This window comes from uncultured Leifsonia sp. (assembly GCF_945957465.1).
GTDB lineage: Bacteria > Actinomycetota > Actinomycetes > Actinomycetales > Microbacteriaceae > Leifsonia.
This window is the reverse complement of sequence record NZ_CAMFLC010000010.1, coordinates 36,166-53,787: the sequence shown is the minus strand read 5'-3', so window position 1 is coordinate 53,787 and position 17,622 is coordinate 36,166. Positions and strand designations below refer to the sequence as shown.

24 protein-coding genes are annotated in these 17,622 nt (G+C 70.5%); 15 read left to right on the top strand and 9 right to left on the bottom strand.

Annotated elements, in window-relative coordinates; genetic code table 11:
- Nucleotides 1-93 precede the first annotated feature (93 nt).
- Nucleotides 94-1,005, top strand: a complete 912-nt coding sequence (locus Q0Q23_RS07285; protein WP_295121506.1) for a sigma-70 family RNA polymerase sigma factor — start codon at nucleotides 94-96, stop codon at nucleotides 1,003-1,005.
- Between the two features lie 30 nt (nucleotides 1,006-1,035).
- Here Q0Q23_RS07285 and Q0Q23_RS07280 read toward each other — a convergent pair whose 3' ends face one another.
- Both Q0Q23_RS07280 and Q0Q23_RS07275 read right to left on the bottom strand, forming a co-directional pair.
- Nucleotides 1,036-1,221: a hypothetical protein gene (locus Q0Q23_RS07280; RefSeq protein ID WP_295121504.1), complete on the bottom strand. Its 186-nt coding sequence runs from the start codon at nucleotides 1,219-1,221 to the stop codon at nucleotides 1,036-1,038.
- A 111-nt stretch (nucleotides 1,222-1,332) separates the two neighbouring features.
- Nucleotides 1,333-1,674 (bottom strand): ATP-dependent DNA ligase, encoded by a 342-nt coding sequence (locus tag Q0Q23_RS07275; protein ID WP_295121502.1) that lies wholly within the window; start codon nucleotides 1,672-1,674, stop codon nucleotides 1,333-1,335.
- Between the two features lie 71 nt (nucleotides 1,675-1,745).
- Here Q0Q23_RS07275 and Q0Q23_RS07270 point away from each other — a divergent pair, with 71 nt between their 5' ends.
- Nucleotides 1,746-3,236: an SDR family oxidoreductase gene (locus Q0Q23_RS07270; protein WP_295121574.1), complete on the top strand. Its 1,491-nt coding sequence runs from the start codon at nucleotides 1,746-1,748 to the stop codon at nucleotides 3,234-3,236.
- Here the strand turns inward: Q0Q23_RS07270 and Q0Q23_RS07265 are convergent.
- Nucleotides 3,217-3,774, bottom strand: coding sequence for a MarR family winged helix-turn-helix transcriptional regulator (locus tag Q0Q23_RS07265; protein ID WP_295121500.1), 558 nt, complete (start codon nucleotides 3,772-3,774; stop codon nucleotides 3,217-3,219). The two genes, Q0Q23_RS07270 and Q0Q23_RS07265, sit on opposite strands and share 20 nt — an antisense overlap.
- 73 nt (nucleotides 3,775-3,847) lie before the next feature.
- On the opposite strand from Q0Q23_RS07265, the gene Q0Q23_RS07260 reads away from it, so the two are divergent.
- Genes Q0Q23_RS07260 through Q0Q23_RS07235 form a run of 6 tightly spaced genes read left to right on the top strand, consistent with a single transcriptional unit; the run spans nucleotide 3,848 to nucleotide 9,014 of the window.
- The gene (locus tag Q0Q23_RS07260; protein ID WP_295121498.1) at nucleotides 3,848-4,957 is read left to right on the top strand and encodes a polyprenyl synthetase family protein; all 1,110 of its coding nucleotides are present in this window, start codon (nucleotides 3,848-3,850) and stop codon (nucleotides 4,955-4,957) included.
- Entirely contained in the window at nucleotides 4,954-5,856 is a 903-nt protein-coding gene (locus tag Q0Q23_RS07255) for a squalene/phytoene synthase family protein (protein WP_295121497.1), read from the top strand. The genes Q0Q23_RS07260 and Q0Q23_RS07255 overlap by 4 nt, the downstream gene beginning before the upstream one ends.
- Nucleotides 5,853-7,460 (top strand): phytoene desaturase family protein, encoded by a 1,608-nt coding sequence (crtI, locus tag Q0Q23_RS07250; protein WP_295121495.1) that lies wholly within the window; start codon nucleotides 5,853-5,855, stop codon nucleotides 7,458-7,460. Before Q0Q23_RS07255 ends, crtI begins: the two co-directional genes overlap by 4 nt.
- The gene (locus Q0Q23_RS07245; RefSeq protein ID WP_295121493.1) at nucleotides 7,457-7,825 is read left to right on the top strand and encodes a lycopene cyclase domain-containing protein; all 369 of its coding nucleotides are present in this window, start codon (nucleotides 7,457-7,459) and stop codon (nucleotides 7,823-7,825) included. The genes crtI and Q0Q23_RS07245 overlap by 4 nt, the downstream gene beginning before the upstream one ends.
- Complete coding sequence (locus Q0Q23_RS07240) at nucleotides 7,822-8,139, top strand: lycopene cyclase domain-containing protein (protein WP_295121491.1); 318 nt, start codon at nucleotides 7,822-7,824, stop codon at nucleotides 8,137-8,139. Before Q0Q23_RS07245 ends, Q0Q23_RS07240 begins: the two co-directional genes overlap by 4 nt.
- A complete protein-coding gene (locus Q0Q23_RS07235; RefSeq protein ID WP_295121489.1) occupies nucleotides 8,136-9,014 on the top strand; it encodes a prenyltransferase in 879 nt (292 codons plus the stop codon). Before Q0Q23_RS07240 ends, Q0Q23_RS07235 begins: the two co-directional genes overlap by 4 nt.
- 25 nt (nucleotides 9,015-9,039) lie before the next feature.
- Here Q0Q23_RS07235 and Q0Q23_RS07230 read toward each other — a convergent pair whose 3' ends face one another.
- On the bottom strand, nucleotides 9,040-9,435 hold the full coding sequence (locus Q0Q23_RS07230; RefSeq protein ID WP_295121486.1) for a glyoxalase superfamily protein: 396 nt from the start codon (nucleotides 9,433-9,435) through the stop codon (nucleotides 9,040-9,042).
- A gap of 135 nt (nucleotides 9,436-9,570) precedes the next feature.
- Here Q0Q23_RS07230 and Q0Q23_RS07225 point away from each other — a divergent pair, with 135 nt between their 5' ends.
- Both Q0Q23_RS07225 and Q0Q23_RS07220 read left to right on the top strand, forming a co-directional pair.
- Nucleotides 9,571-10,515 carry a DnaJ domain-containing protein gene (locus Q0Q23_RS07225; RefSeq protein WP_295121484.1) on the top strand — a complete coding sequence of 315 codons (945 nt, stop codon included), beginning with the start codon at nucleotides 9,571-9,573 and terminating at the stop codon, nucleotides 10,513-10,515.
- 33 nt (nucleotides 10,516-10,548) lie between these two features.
- Nucleotides 10,549-10,938: a VOC family protein gene (locus tag Q0Q23_RS07220; RefSeq protein WP_295121482.1), complete on the top strand. Its 390-nt coding sequence runs from the start codon at nucleotides 10,549-10,551 to the stop codon at nucleotides 10,936-10,938.
- A gap of 21 nt (nucleotides 10,939-10,959) precedes the next feature.
- Here Q0Q23_RS07220 and Q0Q23_RS07215 read toward each other — a convergent pair whose 3' ends face one another.
- From Q0Q23_RS07215 to Q0Q23_RS07205, 3 genes are read right to left on the bottom strand one after another with little or no spacing between them, the layout of a single operon-like run.
- Nucleotides 10,960-11,769, bottom strand: a complete 810-nt coding sequence (locus tag Q0Q23_RS07215; protein ID WP_295121480.1) for a DUF72 domain-containing protein — start codon at nucleotides 11,767-11,769, stop codon at nucleotides 10,960-10,962.
- Nucleotides 11,769-12,131 (bottom strand): RNA-binding S4 domain-containing protein, encoded by a 363-nt coding sequence (locus tag Q0Q23_RS07210; RefSeq protein ID WP_295121478.1) that lies wholly within the window; start codon nucleotides 12,129-12,131, stop codon nucleotides 11,769-11,771. Before Q0Q23_RS07210 ends, Q0Q23_RS07215 begins: the two co-directional genes overlap by 1 nt.
- Nucleotides 12,128-12,616 (bottom strand): hypothetical protein, encoded by a 489-nt coding sequence (locus tag Q0Q23_RS07205; RefSeq protein ID WP_295121476.1) that lies wholly within the window; start codon nucleotides 12,614-12,616, stop codon nucleotides 12,128-12,130. The genes Q0Q23_RS07210 and Q0Q23_RS07205 overlap by 4 nt, the downstream gene beginning before the upstream one ends.
- Nucleotides 12,617-12,688: 72 nt before the next feature.
- Between Q0Q23_RS07205 and Q0Q23_RS07200 the strand changes: the two genes are divergently transcribed.
- A complete protein-coding gene (locus Q0Q23_RS07200; RefSeq protein ID WP_295121474.1) occupies nucleotides 12,689-13,186 on the top strand; it encodes a hypothetical protein in 498 nt (165 codons plus the stop codon).
- Here the strand turns inward: Q0Q23_RS07200 and Q0Q23_RS07195 are convergent.
- The gene (locus Q0Q23_RS07195) at nucleotides 13,170-14,003 is read right to left on the bottom strand and encodes a DUF1295 domain-containing protein (RefSeq protein ID WP_363316242.1); all 834 of its coding nucleotides are present in this window, start codon (nucleotides 14,001-14,003) and stop codon (nucleotides 13,170-13,172) included. The two genes, Q0Q23_RS07200 and Q0Q23_RS07195, sit on opposite strands and share 17 nt — an antisense overlap.
- 91 nt (nucleotides 14,004-14,094) lie before the next feature.
- Here Q0Q23_RS07195 and Q0Q23_RS07190 point away from each other — a divergent pair, with 91 nt between their 5' ends.
- From Q0Q23_RS07190 to Q0Q23_RS07175, 4 genes are all read left to right on the top strand, one after another.
- Nucleotides 14,095-14,724 (top strand): CDP-alcohol phosphatidyltransferase family protein, encoded by a 630-nt coding sequence (locus Q0Q23_RS07190; RefSeq protein WP_295121470.1) that lies wholly within the window; start codon nucleotides 14,095-14,097, stop codon nucleotides 14,722-14,724.
- Nucleotides 14,725-14,788: 64 nt separating this feature from the next.
- Nucleotides 14,789-15,238: an FHA domain-containing protein gene (locus Q0Q23_RS07185; RefSeq protein WP_295121573.1), complete on the top strand. Its 450-nt coding sequence runs from the start codon at nucleotides 14,789-14,791 to the stop codon at nucleotides 15,236-15,238.
- A gap of 11 nt (nucleotides 15,239-15,249) precedes the next feature.
- Nucleotides 15,250-15,951 (top strand): MerR family transcriptional regulator, encoded by a 702-nt coding sequence (locus tag Q0Q23_RS07180; protein ID WP_295121468.1) that lies wholly within the window; start codon nucleotides 15,250-15,252, stop codon nucleotides 15,949-15,951.
- A gap of 121 nt (nucleotides 15,952-16,072) precedes the next feature.
- Nucleotides 16,073-16,624: a MerR family transcriptional regulator gene (locus Q0Q23_RS07175; RefSeq protein WP_295121465.1), complete on the top strand. Its 552-nt coding sequence runs from the start codon at nucleotides 16,073-16,075 to the stop codon at nucleotides 16,622-16,624.
- Between the two features lie 133 nt (nucleotides 16,625-16,757).
- Here the strand turns inward: Q0Q23_RS07175 and Q0Q23_RS07170 are convergent, their stop codons facing one another.
- A complete protein-coding gene (locus Q0Q23_RS07170) occupies nucleotides 16,758-17,567 on the bottom strand; it encodes a ParA family protein (protein ID WP_295121463.1) in 810 nt (269 codons plus the stop codon).
- Between the last annotated feature and the right edge of the window lie 55 nt (nucleotides 17,568-17,622).

Below are 17,622 nucleotides of genomic sequence, written 5' to 3'. Positions count from 1 at the left end.
GTCAACCCCTTGTTGGGGGCGTCGTCGACCTGCCTACGCTTGAGCACGGATCGAGGCAGAAGAACTCTGTGGACGATGGGATGGGATGACACGATGACGACGCTCGAAGTGACAAATGACCCGGTACGCGATTACCTCAATTCGATCGGGCGGACCCGCCTGCTGACCGCCGACGAGGAGGTCGCCCTGGCCAAGCGGATCGAGGTCGGCGTGCTCGCCGGCGAACGCCTGACCACCCGTGCGGGACTGACCCCGCGCGAGAAGAGAGAACTGCAATACCTGGCCGACGACGGCAAGCGCGCGTTCGAGCGCTTCATCGAGGCGAACCTCCGCCTCGTCGTCAGCATCGCCAAGCGTTACGCGGGCCGTGGCCTGGCCGTCATGGACCTGATCCAGGAGGGCAACCTCGGCCTGGTCCGCGCTGTCGAGAAGTTCGACTACCGCACCGGCAACAAGTTCTCCACGTACGCCACCTGGTGGATCCGGCAGTCGATCCTGCGTGGGATCGCCGACACCGCCCGCCTGATCCGCATCCCGGTCCACACCGTGGAGAAGATCGACAAGCTCGACCGCATCCGCCGCGACCTCGGCGGAGAGCTCGGCCGCACACCGACGCTGGAGGAGATGGCGGAGGCCGCCAACCTGACCCCGGCCGAGGTCCACAAGCTGCAGATGAGCGACTCCGAGACCGTGTCGCTGGCCGTGCCCGTCGGCGAGAACGAGGGCGCGGAGCTCGGCGACCTCATCGAGGACGGCGACGCTCCCGGGCCGTCCGAGTCGGTGGAGGTCGAGTTCCGGCACCGTGACCTGGAAGAGCGCCTGCGCGACCTGCCGCCGCGCGATGCCAAGGTCGTGCGCATGCGCTTCGGCCTCGACGGTCATAAGCCGATGACGCTCGACGAGGTCGGCGAGGTGTACGGCATCACCCGCGAGCGCGTGCGCCAGCTGGAGACGCGCAGCCTCAAGCGACTGCGCAGCCCGGAGCTGCTCGAGTACCTCCGCTGAGCGACCGCGGGACGAACGGGGACCCCGGGCTCAGGCGAGCTCGGGGTTCTCGTGTTCAGCGACCGCCTGCTCGAACGGGATATCGCCCGCCCGGTCTCCGGGCGCGGCTTCGTCCGCGCCCGCCTCGGCGTCCGCCGGTGCGCTGACCGGCTCTGCGACGGGAGCCTCTGCGGGCGCCACCGGGGCGGCGACGGGTTCGTCGTCTGCTGGAGCCATGAGGGCCTCCCTTGGTTCGACGTCGCGGCAATGCCGGGACCCGCACAGGCTAAGCGGGGGCCGTGCTGCCGATCAAGGTTCGCTGAGCTTCTCTCAGCGAGTTCGTGGTTTTCAGCGGCCGGGGGGAGCGTCCGCGTTGACCTCGTCCGCGCCGAGAGCGCCGATCTCCTCGGTCAGCTGCAGACCCTGGGCGCTGTTGGAGGACAGGGTGAGTTGCTCGAGCCACGCTTTGTTGATCTTCGGCGGACGGCCGCCGCTGTAGCGGAACAGCAACGGGATGGCGGGGTCGATCCAGATGGCGCTCCGGCCGTCGCCGACGCTCTGCTCGTCGCGCCAGGAGAAGAAGAAGCCTTCCTTGCGGCGCAGCTTGAGGCCGACGACGATCTGCAGGTGGGCGAGGACGCGATCCTCGAAGCCGATCTCTGTCGTCCCGCCGTAAACAAGCTTGCCCATGCGAGAACCGTACCGGACCACCCGGGGATGCACGTATCGCGGCGAGGGGTATGTTCGGGCGTGTGACGGCGATGCGTGTACTCGTGACCGGTGCGACCGGATACATCGGAGGTCGCCTGGTGCCGCGCCTGCTGGAGCGCGGCCACCGGGTGCGCGTGCTGGTGCGTTCGCCCGTCAAGCTCACGGATGTGCCGTGGCGCGACGACGTGGAGGTGGTCGAAGGCGACCTCGGCGACCGGGCGGCGGTGGAGCGGGCCGTGAGCGGCATGGACGCGGTCTACTACCTGGTGCACTCCATGCGGGCGACGGGAGACTTCGACGCCGACGAGGCGCGGGCGGCGCAGAACGTCGCCGACGCCTCGGCTGCCGCCGGCGTGCGCAGGATCGTCTATCTGGGTGCTCTGCACCCGGATGGTCCGCTCTCGCGTCATCTGCGTTCGCGCGTCGCGGTCGGTCGGATCCTGCTCGGCTCCGGCGTGCCGACGATCGTCCTGCAGGCGGGCGTCGTCATCGGGTCGGGATCCGCGTCGTTCGAGATGATCCGCCAGCTGACCGATGTGCTGCCGTACATGCCGGCCCCGCGTTGGGTGCGCAACCGCATCCAGCCGATCGCCGTGCGCGATGTCCTGCACTATCTGATCGGGGCGCTCGACCTCCCCGCGGAGGTCTCGCGCGCGTTCGACATCGGCGGCCCGGACATCCTGCGCTACGGGCAGATGATGAACGGGTACGCGCTGGAGGCCGGCTTGCGGCAGCGTCCGATCGCTGCGCTCCCGGTGTTCACGCCGTGGCTGGCGTCGCAGTGGGTCAACCTCGTCACGCCGATCCCGCGCGCGCTCGCCGTGCCCATCATCGAATCGCTGCAATACGACTGCGTGGCGCGCGAGAGCGACATCGATGCGCTGATCCCGCCGCCGGAGGGCGGCCTCACCGGCTACCGGGCCGCTGTCCGGCTCGCGCTCGCGCGGCTCCGTGACGGCGCCGTCGAGACGAGCTGGAGGGACGCCTCCGTGTCGGGCGCCCCCAGCGACCCCCTGCCCAGCGATCCGGACTGGTCGGGGCACACGGTCTACACCGACGTCCGGGAACGGACGAGCCGGGCCGGCGCGGACGACGTCTGGCGGGTGATCGAGGGGATCGGCGGGGAGCGCGGCTGGTACTCGTTCCCGCTCGCGTGGGCGCTGCGCGGCTGGGCCGACAAGCTGGTGGGCGGCGTCGGGCTGCGCCGGGGACGCCGTCACGCCGACCGGCTCCAGACCGGGGACGCCCTCGACTGGTGGCGAGTGGAGCATCTCGAGCGCGGCTCCGAGGTACGGCTGCGCGCCGAGATGCGCGTGCCGGGTCGCGCATGGCTCGAACTCGGCGTCCGGCCGGTGGACGGCGGCAGCCGCTACCGGCAGCGGGCCGTGTTCTTCCCGCACGGTCTGCCCGGGCGGTTGTACTGGCTGGCGGTGCTGCCGTTCCACGGGGTGATCTTCGAGGGCATGGCGAATCGGATCGTCCTGGAGGCCGAGCGTGCCGCGTCGCGGCGCCGCGCCGGGGTCACTCCGGAGGAGCGCTGACCAGCGTCGTCGCGGTGAGGTCGTCGAGGAACCGGGTGACGACCTTCCGCTCATCGGTTGTCAGACTGCGCGCCACCTCGAAACGGCGGGCGTGCTGCATCCCCATGGTGCGGCGCACCTGCTGGTGCGTCTCGGGGGTGATCCCGACGGTCACGGCCCTCCGGTCGGTCGGGTGCGGGCGCCGGACGATGTGCCCGGCGCGCTCCAGCCGGTCCAGCAGCTTGGTGACCGAGGCGGTCGACACGTGGAGGTGTTCGCTGAGTGCGCCCGCGGTCACCGCGACGTCCGCATTCATCGACGCGATGACATAGCGGAGTGCCTTCATGTCGGTCTCGTTGAGTTGGAGGGCGGTGCGGGACTCGAGGTTCAGCCGCTGCTCCGCCTCACGCCAATGCCGCACGGCATCGAGGACGCCGATGATCTGCTGGAGTTCGTCATCGGTGAGGTTGTCGTGGCGCACGAGCTCCTGCCGCGGATCGATGACGCGCGGGTCGATCAGCGCCCCCGAGATGCGACGCGCCTCGTCCTTGGAACTCATGCGGACATCCTATTGCCGGATGTAAGAAGCGTGCTAGGTTATTTTCTAACCTGGCTAGGTAAGGGAGGGTCTGATGACCCAGCTCCATCCGGAAGTCGCGGACGTCAGCAGCCCGACGGAGACGATCGCCGACGCGGTCGAAGCGGACCTGCTGCTCGTCGAGCACGAGTTCTCGGCCTTCCTCGCCGGGCGCGAGGACGAGGCGGCCGCGCACGGAGGGGCGTACCGCCGGCTCTGGCAGAGCGTGGCGGAGTCCGCTCACGGCGGCAAGCGACTGCGTCCGCGGCTCGTCCTGACCGCCTACCACGGGCTCGGCGGAGCCGGCCGGCGCTCCGACGCGGTCCAGACCGCCCTGGCGTTCGAGCTCCTGCACACCGCGTTCCTCTTCCACGATGATGTGATCGACGGCGACACGGTGCGCCGCGGTCGTCCGAACGTGGCGGGGGAGTTCAGCGCCGACGCGCTCGCCCGCGGTGCCACGGCGCCCCATGCTCTGCTCTGGGGCCAGTCCGCGGCGATCCTGGCGGGCGACCTCCTGCTCCATGCCGCAGCCCAGCGCGTCGCGCGCCTGTCGGCGCCGGAGCCGGCTCGCTCGCTGATCCTCGACCTGCTCGACCGGGCGGTGTTCGTGACGGCGGCCGGCGAGCTGGCCGACGTCGGCCTCGCCACCGCGCTGTCCGACGGCGGCATCGACGACGTCCTCGCCATGACCGAGGAGAAGACCGCGGTCTACACCGTGGCCGCTCCGCTCGCGGCGGGTGCCGCGCTCGCCGGGGCGGGAGACGAACTCGTCGGCCTCCTGGCGGACTTCGGGCGACTCGTGGGCACGGCGTTCCAGCTGGGCGACGACCTTCTCGGCGTGTTCGGCGAAGAGGACGTGACCGGCAAGAGCGCCAGCAGCGACCTCCGACAGGGCAAGCAGACCTCCCTCATCGCCTTCGCGCGCGGCACGGGCGACTGGCCCGGCATCGAAGCTGTTCTGGGGCGGCCGGACCTGACGGCAGCCGAGGCGGCGCAGGCCGCCGCGACGCTGGAGCGATGCGGCGCCCGGGCGTTCGTCGAGCGACTGCTCGCCGAACAGGTCGCCACTGCGATCGCCTCGCTCGACTCGCCGCTGGTCCCCGCCGAGCTGGCCGCGACCCTCGCCCGGCTCGCTCGCGGATGCATCGGGCGCGCGTCATGACCCGCACCGCACCGGCGCCCGCGGGAGCCTCGACCCCGCCGACCGACCTCACGCTCTACGGAGAGGCCGCCCATCGCAGCGCCGCGACGATCATCCACGAGTACTCGACGTCGTTCGGGATGGCGACGCGCCTGCTGGCGCCCTCGGTCCGCCCGGGGGTGGAAGACATCTACGCCCTGGTCCGGGTGGCGGACGAGATCGTGGACGGAGCGGCGGCCGAGGCCGGGCTCGCCCCCGACGAGATCGCGGCGGTCCTCGACGCGCTCGAGGACGACACCGAGCGTGCGATGCGCACCGGATACAGCGCCAACGTCGTGGTCCACGCCTTCGCGCGCACCGCCCGCGCGGCGGGCTTCGGGCCGGAACTGACGCGTCCGTTCTTCGCGTCGATGCGTCGCGACCTCGACCCCGTCGACTTCAGCGCCGACGAGCTGAGCGCCTACATCTACGGGTCGGCGGAAGTCGTCGGCCTGATGTGCCTCGCCGTGTTCCTCCACGACAGCCCGGTGCCCGAGCCGACGAGACGACGCCTGGAGGCGGGTGCGCGGCGGCTCGGCTCCGCGTTCCAGAAGATCAACTTCCTGCGCGACCTCGCCGTCGACTACGCCGAACTCGGCCGCAGCTACTTCCCCGGCATCGACCCCACGCAGCTGACCGAGCGGCAGAAGCTCGCCCTGGTGGTCGACATCGACTGCGACCTGGGCGCGGCCGCGGATGTCATCCCGGAGCTGCCGGACAACTGCCGCCGCGCGATCACGGCCGCCCACGGCCTGTTCGCCGAGCTGAGCGACCGCATCCGCATCACGCCGGCGTCCGACCTGATCGCCCATCGGGTGAGTGTGCCCACCCGCACCAAGCTGGCCGTGCTTCTCCGCGCGGCGGCGGGGGCGCTGCGATGACGGACCGTGCGCCCGCGCCGCGCCGCGCCGTCGTCATCGGCGGCGGCATCTCCGGCCTGGCCACCGCCGCCCTGCTGGCTCACGACGGCCATCACGTGACCGTCCTCGAGCAACAGGATGTCCTCGGCGGGCGCGCCGGGGTGTGGGAGGCCGGCGGTTTCCGATTCGACACCGGCCCCTCCTGGTATCTGATGCCGGAGGTCTTCGACCACTTCTTCCGGCTCCTCGGAACCAGCGCCGCCGAGCAACTCGACCTGGTGACCCTGGACCCGGGATACCGGCTGTTCGCGGAGGGAAGCGCGACGACGCTCGATGTGCGGGCCGACGGCGCGGCGAATCGTGCGCTGTTCGAGAGCGTGGAGCCCGGGGCGGGCGCCGCCCTCGACCGGTATCTGGCGGGCGCGTCCGAGACGTATCGCCTCGCCGTCGACCGCTTCCTGTACGCGACCTACGCATCGCCGCGGCCGCTCCTGAACGGGGCCGTGCTCCGTCGGCTCGGGCGGCTCGCCCGGCTGCTCCTCGAACCGCTCGACCGGTATGCGGCGGGCTTCGTGGAGGACACCCGGTTGCGTCAGCTCCTGGGCTATCCCGCTGTCTTCCTCGGCACGTCCCCGGGACGCGCGCCGAGCATGTACCACCTGATGAGCCACCTCGACCTCGACGACGGCGTGCGTTACCCGATGGGCGGGTTCGCCGAGCTGATCGCGCGCATCGCGGCGCTCGCCGAGGGCGCGGGGGCGAACCTGGTGACCGGGGCGCGTGCCGTCGCCATTCAGACCGGCGCCGGACGGAGGCCGCGGGTCTCCGGCGTCGAATGGGTGGACGCCGGGGGCCGCAGGCAGGTGACGGAGGCCGACCTCGTCGTCTCCGCGGCCGACCTGCACCACACCGAGACAGAGCTGCTGCCGCCCGCGCTGCGCACTCACCCGGAGCGCGCCTGGCGCCGCCGCGATCCCGGCCCCGGCGCCGTGCTCGCCATGCTGGGCGTCCGCGGCGGACTGCCGCAGCTCGCGCACCACAACCTGTTCTTCACGTCCGACTGGGAGTCCGGCTTCGCGAGAGTGTTCGGCTCGCACCCCGGAGTCCCCGATCCGGCCTCGCTCTACGTCTGCATGCCGAGTGCGACCGATCCGAACGTCGCACCGGCCGGTCACGAGAACCTCTTCGTCCTCGTCCCGGTGGCGGCCGACGTGTCGATCGGCGCGGGCGGTGTGGACGGCGCGGGCGACCGCGTCGTCGAGCGCACCGCCGACGCCGCGATCGGCCAGATCGCCGCCTGGGCGGGCATCCCCGACCTCGCCGACCGCGTCGTGGTACGTCGCACGGTCGGACCCGACGACTTCGCCCAGCACTACAATGCCTGGCGCGGGGGCGCCCTCGGCCTGGCGCACACGCTGCGGCAGAGCGCCTTCTTCCGGCCGGGCAACGCCTCGCGCCGTGTCGACGGCCTGCTCTACGCCGGGTCGTCCACCATCCCCGGCATCGGGCTGCCCATGTGCCTGATCAGCGCCGAGCTCGTCGTCAAGCGTCTGCGCGGCGACGTCTCGGCCGAGCGGCTGGCCGAGCCGCCGGCACCCGTCGCCCGTGCGGAGCGGGTCCGGTGAGTCTCGCCTACCTCGTCTGCCTGCTGGCGGCCTCCGGTGCGCTGGTGCTGCTGGACAGCCGGTTCCGGCTGGTCTTCTGGCGAGATGCCCGCCGCGCTGCGGTCGTGCTGGTCGTCGCGCTGGCCTTCTTCCTCGCCTGGGACGCCGTGGGCATCGTCGCCGGTGTCTTCGCGCGCGGGAGGTCTCCCTTCATGACCGGCATCGAGCTCGCCCCCGAGCTCCCGCTCGAGGAGCCGGTGTTCCTGGCCTTCCTGTGCTACCTCACGCTCATCCTGCTGTTCGGCGGCCGCGCCGTCCTCGACCGGGTGACGGCGCGCCGCCGCGAGCCGAGCGAGCTCGTCGGCCACGACGGGAGGCGCCGATGACCTATCTCCTCATCGACCTCGTCTTCCTCGGTCTCGCCGGCGCCGTCCTCGCCGTCGCCCTCGTGCGCGCGCCCGACCGCAGGCGCCTGCTGCGTCGCTGGTGGGCGCCGGCTGTGGTGACGGGCGCGGTCCTGGTCGGGCTCACGATCGTCTTCGACAACGCGATGATCGCCGCGGGTCTGATGACGTACGCTCCGCACACGCTGACGGGCGCACGCATCGGCCTGGTACCGGTGGAGGATCTCGCCTATCCGGTCGCCGGCCTGGTGCTCGTCGGCGGCCTCTGGATCCTGCTCCGGCGGAGGCCGGCATGACCACGACCGTCGAGCCTTCGCTTCTGCGCCAGCTGTTCGTCGCCTCCCGGCCGCTCAGCTGGATCAACACCGCTTTCCCGTTCGCCGCCGCCTACCTGCTCACGGTCGGACGCGTCGACGCCGTCCTCGTGATCGGGACGCTCTACTTCCTCGTTCCGTACAACCTCGCGCTCTACGGCATCAACGACGTCTTCGACTACGAGTCCGACCTCCGCAACCCGCGCAAGGGGGGAGCAGAGGGCGCCCTGCTCGACCGCCGAGTGCACCGGAGAACGCTCATCGCGGCCGCGGTGACCAACCTGCCGTTCCTGGTGTTCCTGGTGATCGTCGGGTCTCCCGCGTCGTGGCTCGTGCTGGCCGTCAGCCTCTTCGCGCTCCTGGCGTACTCGGTCAAGGGACTCCGCTTCAAGGAGGTGCCGTTCCTGGACTCGGCCACCTCGAGCGTCCACTTCGTAAGCCCCGCGGTCTACGGTCTCGTGCTGGCCGGAGCCGTCTTCACGCCCGGTCTGTTGTTGCTGCTGCTCGCGTTCTTCCTGTGGGGTGTGGGCAGTCACGCGTTCGGCGCGGTGCAGGACATCGTCCCGGACCGCGAGGCGGGCATCGCCTCCGTCGCCACCGTGCTCGGCGCCGCGCGCACGACGCGTTTCGCGATGGCCGCCTGGGCGGCGGCCGGGCTGGCGATGCTCGGGACGGCGTGGCCCGGCCCGCTGGCAGCGCTCCTGGCCGTGCCGTACCTCCTGGCCGCCGCGCCGTTCTGGTCGCTTCCCGACGAACGCGCGAGCGCCGCCAACCGGGGCTGGCGGCGCTTCCTCTGGATCAACTACGCGTGCGGGTTCGTCGTCACCCTCCTGCTGATCGCCTACGCGTTGAGCTGAGCCGAGTCGGGCTGAGCCGACCCGGTCACGCGCCCGCCTCGGCGGACCGCGCCGGCAGCTCCTGCAGGCTCCAGCCGTTGCCGTCCGGGTCGCTGTAGTAGACGAACCGACCCCAGGACTGCTCGTCGACGCCCACCGCGTCGACGCCGTTCTCGCGCAGATGGGCCAGCGCTTCGTCGGCGTCCGGGATGACGATCTGCAGACCCTTCATCGTGCCGGGGACCATGTCGGTCAGGCCCTCCCCGAAAGCGATGGAGCAGGCCGACCCGGGAGGCGTCACCTGCACGAAGCGCAGCGTGGGGGAGACGCGGTGGTCGAAGTCGGCGTTCCAGCCGAGCGCGTCGACGTAGAACGCCTTCGCGCGGTCGACGTCGGTGACGGGGAGGACGATGAGCTCGATGCGCCAGTCGCTGATGGTCATGATTGCTGCCCTTTCGGTTTTCCGTTCCGGTGATTCCAGCGTAGGAGGGATAGCGGTCACATTCCGTCCTCAATCGGATCCGCCCTCGACGAAATTCAAGGGAATTCGCGGATCCACCCGCTAATGTCGTGACCCATGAGCGACAGTCCCGCCGCACCGAGTCCCTACGAGGTCCTCGGCGTCAGTGCGACCGTCAGCCAGGAGGAACTGCGCCGCGCCTACCGTCGGCTCGCCCGGGCCACGCACCCCGACACCGGGGGGACCGCCGCCGCGTTCCAGGCGGTGCAGACCGCCTGGGAGCTGGTCGGCGATCCGGATGACCGCGCACGCTACGACCGCGGCGAGAGTCTCGTGGTCGATGCGGTGGCGGGCGAATCCGGGGGAGCGGGGTTCAGCGCGACCGTGCACCCCACGCGCACGTCGTCGCGCGGGGCCACCGTGCGGGCGCGCAGCTACGGCCACCCCGGCGGTCGCGCGCGCGAGCGCTTCCTCACACTCATGCGCGAGTGGATGGGACGCGGCTCCGACGCCGACCCGTACGACCCCGCGCTGGTCCGCTCCGCGCCGCGGGAGATCCGGATGCTGCTGGCGGAGGCGCTCGCCGAGGAAGCCACCGCGCGGGCGGTCTCCGGACTCGGCATCGGTTTCACCATCTGGAACGACGTGGCGGTCCACCCGGCGACCGACGCCAAGCTCGACCACATCGTGCTCGGCCCCGCCGGGCTGTTCGCCGTGCGCTCGGCCGACTGGGGCGGCGAGGTCAAGCTCGCGAAGGGTGAACTCACGGGTTCAGGCATCGGCCGCGACGAGGAGCCCTTCCGAGAGCTGCACGCCGCGGCCAAGAGCTTCGGCCGCCAGGCCGGCGTCCGGTTCACCGGCCTCATCGTCGTGGTCCCCGACGACGCGCTCGCCGTCCCCTTCGACATCGTCCAGCGCGGCCGCCTCGCGGGATCGCTGGTCGTGCGGCGCTCGCTGCTGCCCACAGTGCTGCGCGACGGCGCGAACGCCGCCGGCCGCGAGAGCGTCGACCGCGCCTTCGAGCTGCGGCCCCGGCTGCAGGAGGCCGTCCGCTTCGTCTAGACGCCCGGCTCCTGCCGGAGCAGAGTGGACGCCATGGTCAACACTCTCGAGATCTTCAGCGGATTCAGCGTGAACGACATCGACGCAGCGCGCGCCTTCTATCGTGACGCGCTCGGCCTCGACGTGACGGACGGCCCGATGGGCAACCTCGACATCGCCCTCCCCGCCGGCAGTCACGTGTTCGTCTACCCGAAGCCGGATCACCGGCCTGCGAGCTTCACCATCCTCAACCTCGTCGTGGCGGACATCGACGCCGCCGTCGACGAACTCAACGCCAAGGGAGTCGTGACGAAGATCTACGACGACGACACCTTCCCGACCGACGAGAAAGGCATCGCGCGCGGCAAAGCGGTGAATCGCGGACCGGACATCGCGTGGTTCCGCGACCCGGCCGGCAACGTGATGTCGGTGCTGCAGGACTGACCTCCGCCGAAGGGCCGGCGGTCAGCGCAGCCGTTCGCGGAGCGCCATCGCGTCGTACGGTGCGCGCACCTTCATGTCGTTGTCGAAGTAGGCGTAGACGTCCAGGCCGGAATCGAGCCGCCCCTGCAGCTCGGCGGCCCAGCGGTCGAGCGCCTCGTCGGTGTACCCGCTCGCGTAGAGCTCTTCGTCGCCGTGGAGGCGCACGTAGACGAAGTCGGCCGTGACCTCGCGGATCACCGGGTACCGGCCCGCGGTGTCGGCGAGCACGACGGCGACGCCGTGCGCGCGCGCGATCCGTGCGAACTCGGGATCGGCGAAGCTCGGATGCCGCGCCTCCACCGCGTGACGCAGCGGACGCTCGCCGCCGGACGTCAGGTCGGTGCGGTCCTCCTCGAGCGTCGTCTCGGCCGCCAGCGCCCGTGCGGCCGTCGCGGTCGCAGGGAGCATCGTCAGGAACCCGTCCAGGGCCTCCGGGTCGAGGGGCAGCGTCGGTGGCAGCTGCCAGAGGAACGGACCGAGCTTGGGGCCGAGTGCGAGGACGCCGGAGGCGAAGAAGTTCGCCAGCGCCGCCCGGGCGTTCCGCAGCCGCAGGATGTGGGTGATGTACCGGCCGCCCTTGACCGCGAACACGAAGCTGTCCGGAGTGCTCTGCGCCCACGTGCGATAGCTGGAGGGCTTCTGCAGTGCATAGAAACTGCCGTTGATCTCGATCGAGTCGAGCGTGGACGACGCGTACTCCAGCTCGGCGCGATGCGGCAGTCCCTTCGGATAGAACACGCCGCGCCAGGGCGCGTACGTCCAGCCGGAGATGCCGACCCGCGCCACCGCCATCAGCGGCCCCTGAGCTGGTCGAGCAGACGGCGGTCGCGTTTGGTGGGCCGACCCGCCCCGCGCTCGCGCGTGATGTCGGAGGGCGCTTCGGTCTTCGGAGGCGGCGGCGGAGTGCGGTCCTCGAAGCACTCGGCGGCGATCGCGGCCCCGACGCGCTTCACGATGAGTCTGCGTGCGATGTAGATCTTCTCGGATCCGCCCACGTAGGCGCGCACCTCGTCGCCGACCTTCACCTGCTGCGAGGGCTTCGCCCGGTCGCCGTTGACCTTGAGGTGGCCGGCCTTGCACGCGTCCGACGCCGCCGACCGGGTCTTGTAGAGGCGCACGGCCCAGGCCCAGGCGTCGACGCGGACGCCCGTCATGGGCGGAGCGCCGGCTCGGCCGGCGACCGCTGCGCCGCGCCCTCCTCGTCGGCCAGCTGCGCCTTCCACTTCACGAGGCTGCGCACCGTGCGGCTGCGGTCCTTCGCCAGCTTCGCCATCACGTCCGCCGGAACGGAGTAGTTGACGGCGACCCAGCCGCGGACCGTCTCGGAGCGGTCGTCCGCGAGCGAGCGCAGGATGTCGCACGGCGTCGCCTCGTTCTTGGCCACGCACCCGCGCACGCCCTCGTCCGGGTCGTTCGCGAGCGCGGCGAAGAGGTCCTCCGGGGTGTTGTAGCCGGACGCCACGGCCTCCCGGATCTTGGGGTTCGGGTCGGCCGCGAGCAGCCGGAGCCTCCGCAGCTTGCTCTCCGTGAACTCCGGCGCCGGGTGCAGCGCGGCGGCCTCCTCCGCGGTGAGCATCGCCGGTCGGTGGTCGCGCATGGCCTGACGCTGGGCGGGGGTGTTGAAGCGGATGCAGGACATGACTCCACCGTACGCGCACGATCCATCGAAAGGTGGAAGCATCTCCCAGCCGCGTCGCGTTACGGTGAATGCATGGAATCCCTGCTCCGACGGCTCGACCGGATCGCGGGCGGACGCCACGCCGGTTACACCGTTCCAGAGGAGGGGCGCGACCACCCGCGGACACGGCGTGCGTTCGTGGTCATCGCGTGGCTGCTGGTCGCCGAACTCCTGATCGGCACGACCGCGGTGGTCGTCGCCGTCGTCTTGACGTTCGACGGCGTTTCGGTGCCGTTCGCGGTCTGGATGCGGTCCGTGGTCGTGCTCGGCATGACCGTGACGCTGTTCTACTTCGCCTGGCGCGCCAGGAAGGGCTACTACTGGGCGTACTCGCGCCTGCGGCTCTTTTCGAAGATCTTCCCGGTCGTCACCCTCGTGATCGCCGCCATCCCCGGGCTGTACCCGCTCTGGATGGTCACGGAGCAGATCGTGTTCAGCCTCATCCTGATCGGCGTGGCCGGCTACCTCGACTCCGACCACATGCGTGAGGCCTTCCCGCGCCCGGCGCGCGCGGTCACGACCGCGCCGTGACCGTCTCGTCTCCGCGCCGAGGGAACCACGGCACGACGGGCGACGTGCGCCGCTGGTAGTCCGCGTACTCGGGGTAGCGCGAACGCGAGATGCTCTCGGTGAACACCGTCGAGCCGACGAAGAGCCCGGTCAGCAGCAGCGGGCCGATGACCGCCCACTGCAGGATCGAGCCCGCGGCGGCGCAACCGAAGAGGAAGACGACCCACCACTGGGCCTGTTCGAAGAAGAAGTTCGGATGCCGCGAGAACCGGAACAGGCCGGTCTGCAGGAAGCGCGGGCTCGGCTGCCTCCCCGCGGTGATCTCCCGCTTCTTCCACTGGTGGAAGTCCCACTGCTGCTGGTCGGCGATCGTCTCGCCCGCGAGGAAGAGCAGGAAGAGCACGGTGCAGACGAGGTCGAGCGGGTTCAGCGGCGTCGGGTGCAGGTAGGCGGTCCAGGCCGGCAGGGTGATCAGCAGCAACAGCACGTTCTGATAGATCACGATGAAGAACAGGTTGAACACCGCGAACGCGCCGCGGCTCATCCGCCCGCGCAGCACCTCCCAGCGGTAGTCCTCCCCGCCCGGCGCGTAGCCGCCCTTGCGCGCGAAGTTGAAGGTGAGGCGTGCGCCCCACAGTGTGACGAGGCCGGCCATCAGGTCGAGGCGCGCGTCCTGGAGCCCGGCGGCGCCCGCGAAGACCCAGACGTAGGCGACCGGCACGACCGACCAGATGCGGTCGACCCAGGAGTGCTCACCGGTGATCAGGGACAGCACCCAGGTGATCGCGCACACGCCGGCGAGGATCCAGAGACAGACGATGAAGGGCTCCACGCCCACATCCTAGGCGCGCGGGTCCTCCGCGACGCGGCTGCCCGCGCGGAGCGCCGCCCCCGCGCGGAGCATCCCAGGCGGTCACTAGAGTGGAAACGTGGATGGTGTCGGCACGGTGAGCTCGCGCGTGTGGACGGTCCCGAACGCTCTCAGCTTCTTCCGGCTCGCGCTCGTGCCGGTGTTCCTGTGGCTCGTGATCGTGGGGGAGGACGCGCTCGCGCTCGGCGTGCTCATCGTCTCGAGCATCACGGACTTCCTCGACGGCTGGCTCGCCAGGAAACTGCACCAGGTCTCGCGTCTCGGCCAGCTCCTCGACCCGGCGGCCGACCGCCTGTACATCTTCGCCGCACTCGTCGGCCTCGCCTGGCGGGAGGTCATCCCCTGGTGGTTGGTGGCGGTCATCGTCGCGCGCGACGTCATGCTGGCGGTGCTCGGCGTCATCCTCGCGAATCACGGCTTCGGCCCGCTCCCGGTGCACCACCTGGGCAAGGTCGCCACGTTCTGCCTGTTCTGGGCGCTTCCCCTGCTCATGCTGGGCGAGGCGTTCGACCCGCTCGCGCCCTACTCGTTGCCGCTGGGCTGGGCCTTCGCTCTGTGGGGAGCGTTCCTCTATTGGTGGGCCGGAATCGTCTACATTCGCGAGACCGCCCGGGTCATCCGCCTTCCGGCCGATGACAGCGGGCAACATTCCGATAGGCTTGATCACGAGGAGGTTGACGGTGCCTGACGAGAACTATCCCGCTGAACGATTCCCGGCCGGGGACGACGACGGTCGCGACGCCGCGAACCCCCTGCGCAATTCTGCGACGGGGAACGAGGACACGACCGCGCGCTTCGGCGAGGAGTTCGTCTCCAAGATGTTCCCGGTCGACGGAGAGGTCAGCCCGGAGGAGCAGGAGGCGATCGCCGCCCTGCCGTCCGGCTCGGCTCTGCTGATCGTGCGGCGCGGGCCGAACACGGGTGCGCGATTCCTGCTCGACGCCGATGTGACGAGCGCCGGACGCCACCCGAACGCCGACATCTTCCTCGACGATGTGACGGTCTCGCGTCGGCACGCCGAGTTCACGCGGCGCGGCACGGCCTTCGAGGTGCGCGACCTGGGGTCGCTCAACGGCACCTACTACGACGGCGTGCGCATCGAGAGCGCACTGCTCAGCGACTCGTCCGAGGTCCAGATCGGCAAGTTCCGCCTCACGTTCTACGCCTCGCGCCAAGACCTCGCCGCAGCGGCGAACGGTTAGGGCCGCCCTCCGTGGCGCGGCAAGCAGCGAGAGCCCAGGCCGCCTCGCCCGCACTGCTCTCGATCGGCCAGGTCCTCGCACGGCTCACTCCGGAGTTCCCGGATCTGTCGTCGTCCAAGCTGCGGTTCCTCGAGGAGCGCGGGCTGATCACCCCCTCGCGCACGGCGGCGGGGTATCGCAAGTTCTCGCCGGCCGATGTCGAGCGGCTGCACACCGTGCTCGCGATGCAGCGCGACCACTACCTGCCGCTCAAGGTCATCAAGAAGTATCTCGCCGAGGTGGATGCGGGTGGCGACCCGCCCATTCCCGGCGCATCCTCGGTCGGGGCCGCGGCGTCGATGCTGCCGGCCGGGCGACGGTTCCAGCGCGATGAGCTGCTGCGCGAGGCCGGAGCGAGCTCTGAACTGCTTCAGGAGGCCGTGAGCGCGTCGCTCATCGTGCCGGCCGATGTCTATGGCGAGGAGGCGCTGACCGTGCTGCGCGCCCTGGCCGAGCTCTCCCGAACCGGGATCGGGCCGCGGCACCTCCGCGGATTCCGCGCGGCGGCGGAGCGCGAGATCGGACTGATCGAGACGGCTCTCGTGCCGCTCGCGCGACGCAACGACGTCACCTCACGCCCGCAGACCGCCGAGCTGGCGCGCGAGATCGCCGGCCAGCTCGACGTGGTGCGGGGCAGTATCATCCGGTCCGCGCTCGAGCGTCTGCGTCCCTGAGCTCCGACACGCCGACGACGATTGCCGGATGTCGTTGCCCGGCGACCGGGGGATGGGTACCGTTGATGAAGCGGCTCATCCCGAGCCGCTGATCCATAGCCCAGGGCGAGAGGCAAGCACCATGAGCGAACTGAGTCGTGACAGCGGCGCCGCCCGGTACGACCTGGGCCTGCTGTTCACCGACGGCCTGCCCGAGATGGACGACGCCAACGGCTACCGCGGTGCTGTCGCGGCGCGTGCCGCCGGCATCTCGTATCGCCAGCTGGACTACTGGGCGCGCACCGGTCTCGTCGAGCCCACGGTGCGCGGCGCTGCCGGCTCCGGTTCGCAACGTCTTTACGGCTTCCGCGACATCCTCGTCCTCAAGCTCGTCAAGCGCCTTCTCGACACCGGAATCTCGCTGCAGCAGATCCGTACTGCGGTCAACCAGCTGCGCGAAGCGGGTGTGAACGACCTCGCCCAGACCACGCTCATGAGCGACGGCGCGAGCGTCTACCTGTGCACCTCCAACGACGAGGTCATCGACCTCGTCAGCCGCGGTCAGGGCGTTTTCGGCATCGCGGTCGGCAAGGTGCTGCGCGAGGTGGAGTCCTCCCTCGTCGAGCTCGACACCCAGGGCGACGATCTCGACGAGCTCGCTGCGCGCCGAGCCGCCAAGTCCAGGGCCTCCTGAGCGACCCGTTCTCAACCGGCTCAGACCTCAATCGGCACAGAACTCAATCGGCATAGACCTCAACCGTCGAGTCCGCGGAATCTCCGTGTACTCGACGGTTTCTCGCAGAATTCGAGCGTCGTCGCGATCGTGCTCAGGAGCCGGCGACCGCGTACTCGCCGATCTTGGCGGTGCGGAGGACCCGCTCGAGCAGGAGGTCGAAGTTGTGCGCCATCTCCTGCGCACTTTCACCCGGCCAGACGTGCAGCGGCTTCGCGGCGCCCTGCGCCTGCTGCAGCGATGTGCGCTCCGGCAGCTGCGGTGCGAGCACGAGCGGGCCGAACATGTCGCGCAGCTCCTTGATGCGGAACTGGTGCTCGAGCGACTGCACGCGCGCCCGGTTCACGATGATGCCGAGCGGCTGGAGGCGCGGTGACAGTCCGCGGCGGATCTCCTCGATCGCACGCAGTGCGCGGTCGGCCGCAGCCACCGAGAAGAGCCCGGGCTCGGTCACCACGGCGACGCGGTCGCTCGCCGCCCAGGCCGTGCGGGTGAGCGCGTTGAGCGACGGGGCGCAGTCGATCAGGACCAGCTCGTAGTCGTGCTCGACGTTGGCCAGGGCCTCCTCGAGCTTCCAGATGTCGCGGATGCTCGGGTGCGGACCGTCGAAGTTGATGGCGGACGGGCTCCCGATCATGACGTCGACCTTGCCGGCGCGGCCCTTGGTCCACCCCGAAGGCGCGATCGCCGCGCGGACGATCTTCTCTTTGGGGGAGGCGAGCACGTCGGCGACATTGAGGTGGCCGGCGACCTGGATGTCCATGCCGGTCGAGACATCGGACTGTGGATCGAGGTCGACGACGAGCGTCCGGAGCCCCTTCGCGAACGCCGCCGAGGCCAGACCGAGCGTCACCGTGGTCTTTCCGACACCGCCCTTGAGGGAACTAACGCTGAGTACGTGCACGACAGCCACGTTACCTTCACTAGTCTTGGAGTACCTAACCGTTTGCTGTGTGGTG

Coding starts and splice junctions, on each gene's coding strand:
- Q0Q23_RS07270 (WP_295121574.1), top strand. CDS start 1,746: ATGCGTGTACTCGTGACCGGTGCGACCGGATACATCGGAGGTCGCCTG.
- Q0Q23_RS07260 (WP_295121498.1), top strand. CDS start 3,848: ATGACCCAGCTCCATCCGGAAGTCGCGGACGTCAGCAGCCCGACGGAG.
- Q0Q23_RS07205 (WP_295121476.1), bottom strand. CDS start 12,616: ATGTCCTGCATCCGCTTCAACACCCCCGCCCAGCGTCAGGCCATGCGC.
- crtI (WP_295121495.1), top strand. CDS start 5,853: ATGACGGACCGTGCGCCCGCGCCGCGCCGCGCCGTCGTCATCGGCGGC.
- Q0Q23_RS07255 (WP_295121497.1), top strand. CDS start 4,954: ATGACCCGCACCGCACCGGCGCCCGCGGGAGCCTCGACCCCGCCGACC.
- Q0Q23_RS07215 (WP_295121480.1), bottom strand. CDS start 11,769: ATGGCGGTGGCGCGGGTCGGCATCTCCGGCTGGACGTACGCGCCCTGG.
- Q0Q23_RS07275 (WP_295121502.1), bottom strand. CDS start 1,674: ATGGGCAAGCTTGTTTACGGCGGGACGACAGAGATCGGCTTCGAGGAT.
- Q0Q23_RS07285 (WP_295121506.1), top strand. CDS start 94: ATGACGACGCTCGAAGTGACAAATGACCCGGTACGCGATTACCTCAAT.
- Q0Q23_RS07230 (WP_295121486.1), bottom strand. CDS start 9,435: ATGACCATCAGCGACTGGCGCATCGAGCTCATCGTCCTCCCCGTCACC.
- Q0Q23_RS07240 (WP_295121491.1), top strand. CDS start 7,822: ATGACCTATCTCCTCATCGACCTCGTCTTCCTCGGTCTCGCCGGCGCC.
- Q0Q23_RS07210 (WP_295121478.1), bottom strand. CDS start 12,131: ATGACGGGCGTCCGCGTCGACGCCTGGGCCTGGGCCGTGCGCCTCTAC.
- Q0Q23_RS07225 (WP_295121484.1), top strand. CDS start 9,571: ATGAGCGACAGTCCCGCCGCACCGAGTCCCTACGAGGTCCTCGGCGTC.
- Q0Q23_RS07235 (WP_295121489.1), top strand. CDS start 8,136: ATGACCACGACCGTCGAGCCTTCGCTTCTGCGCCAGCTGTTCGTCGCC.
- Q0Q23_RS07200 (WP_295121474.1), top strand. CDS start 12,689: ATGGAATCCCTGCTCCGACGGCTCGACCGGATCGCGGGCGGACGCCAC.
- Q0Q23_RS07220 (WP_295121482.1), top strand. CDS start 10,549: ATGGTCAACACTCTCGAGATCTTCAGCGGATTCAGCGTGAACGACATC.
- Q0Q23_RS07265 (WP_295121500.1), bottom strand. CDS start 3,774: ATGAGTTCCAAGGACGAGGCGCGTCGCATCTCGGGGGCGCTGATCGAC.
- Q0Q23_RS07280 (WP_295121504.1), bottom strand. CDS start 1,221: ATGGCTCCAGCAGACGACGAACCCGTCGCCGCCCCGGTGGCGCCCGCA.
- Q0Q23_RS07175 (WP_295121465.1), top strand. CDS start 16,073: ATGAGCGAACTGAGTCGTGACAGCGGCGCCGCCCGGTACGACCTGGGC.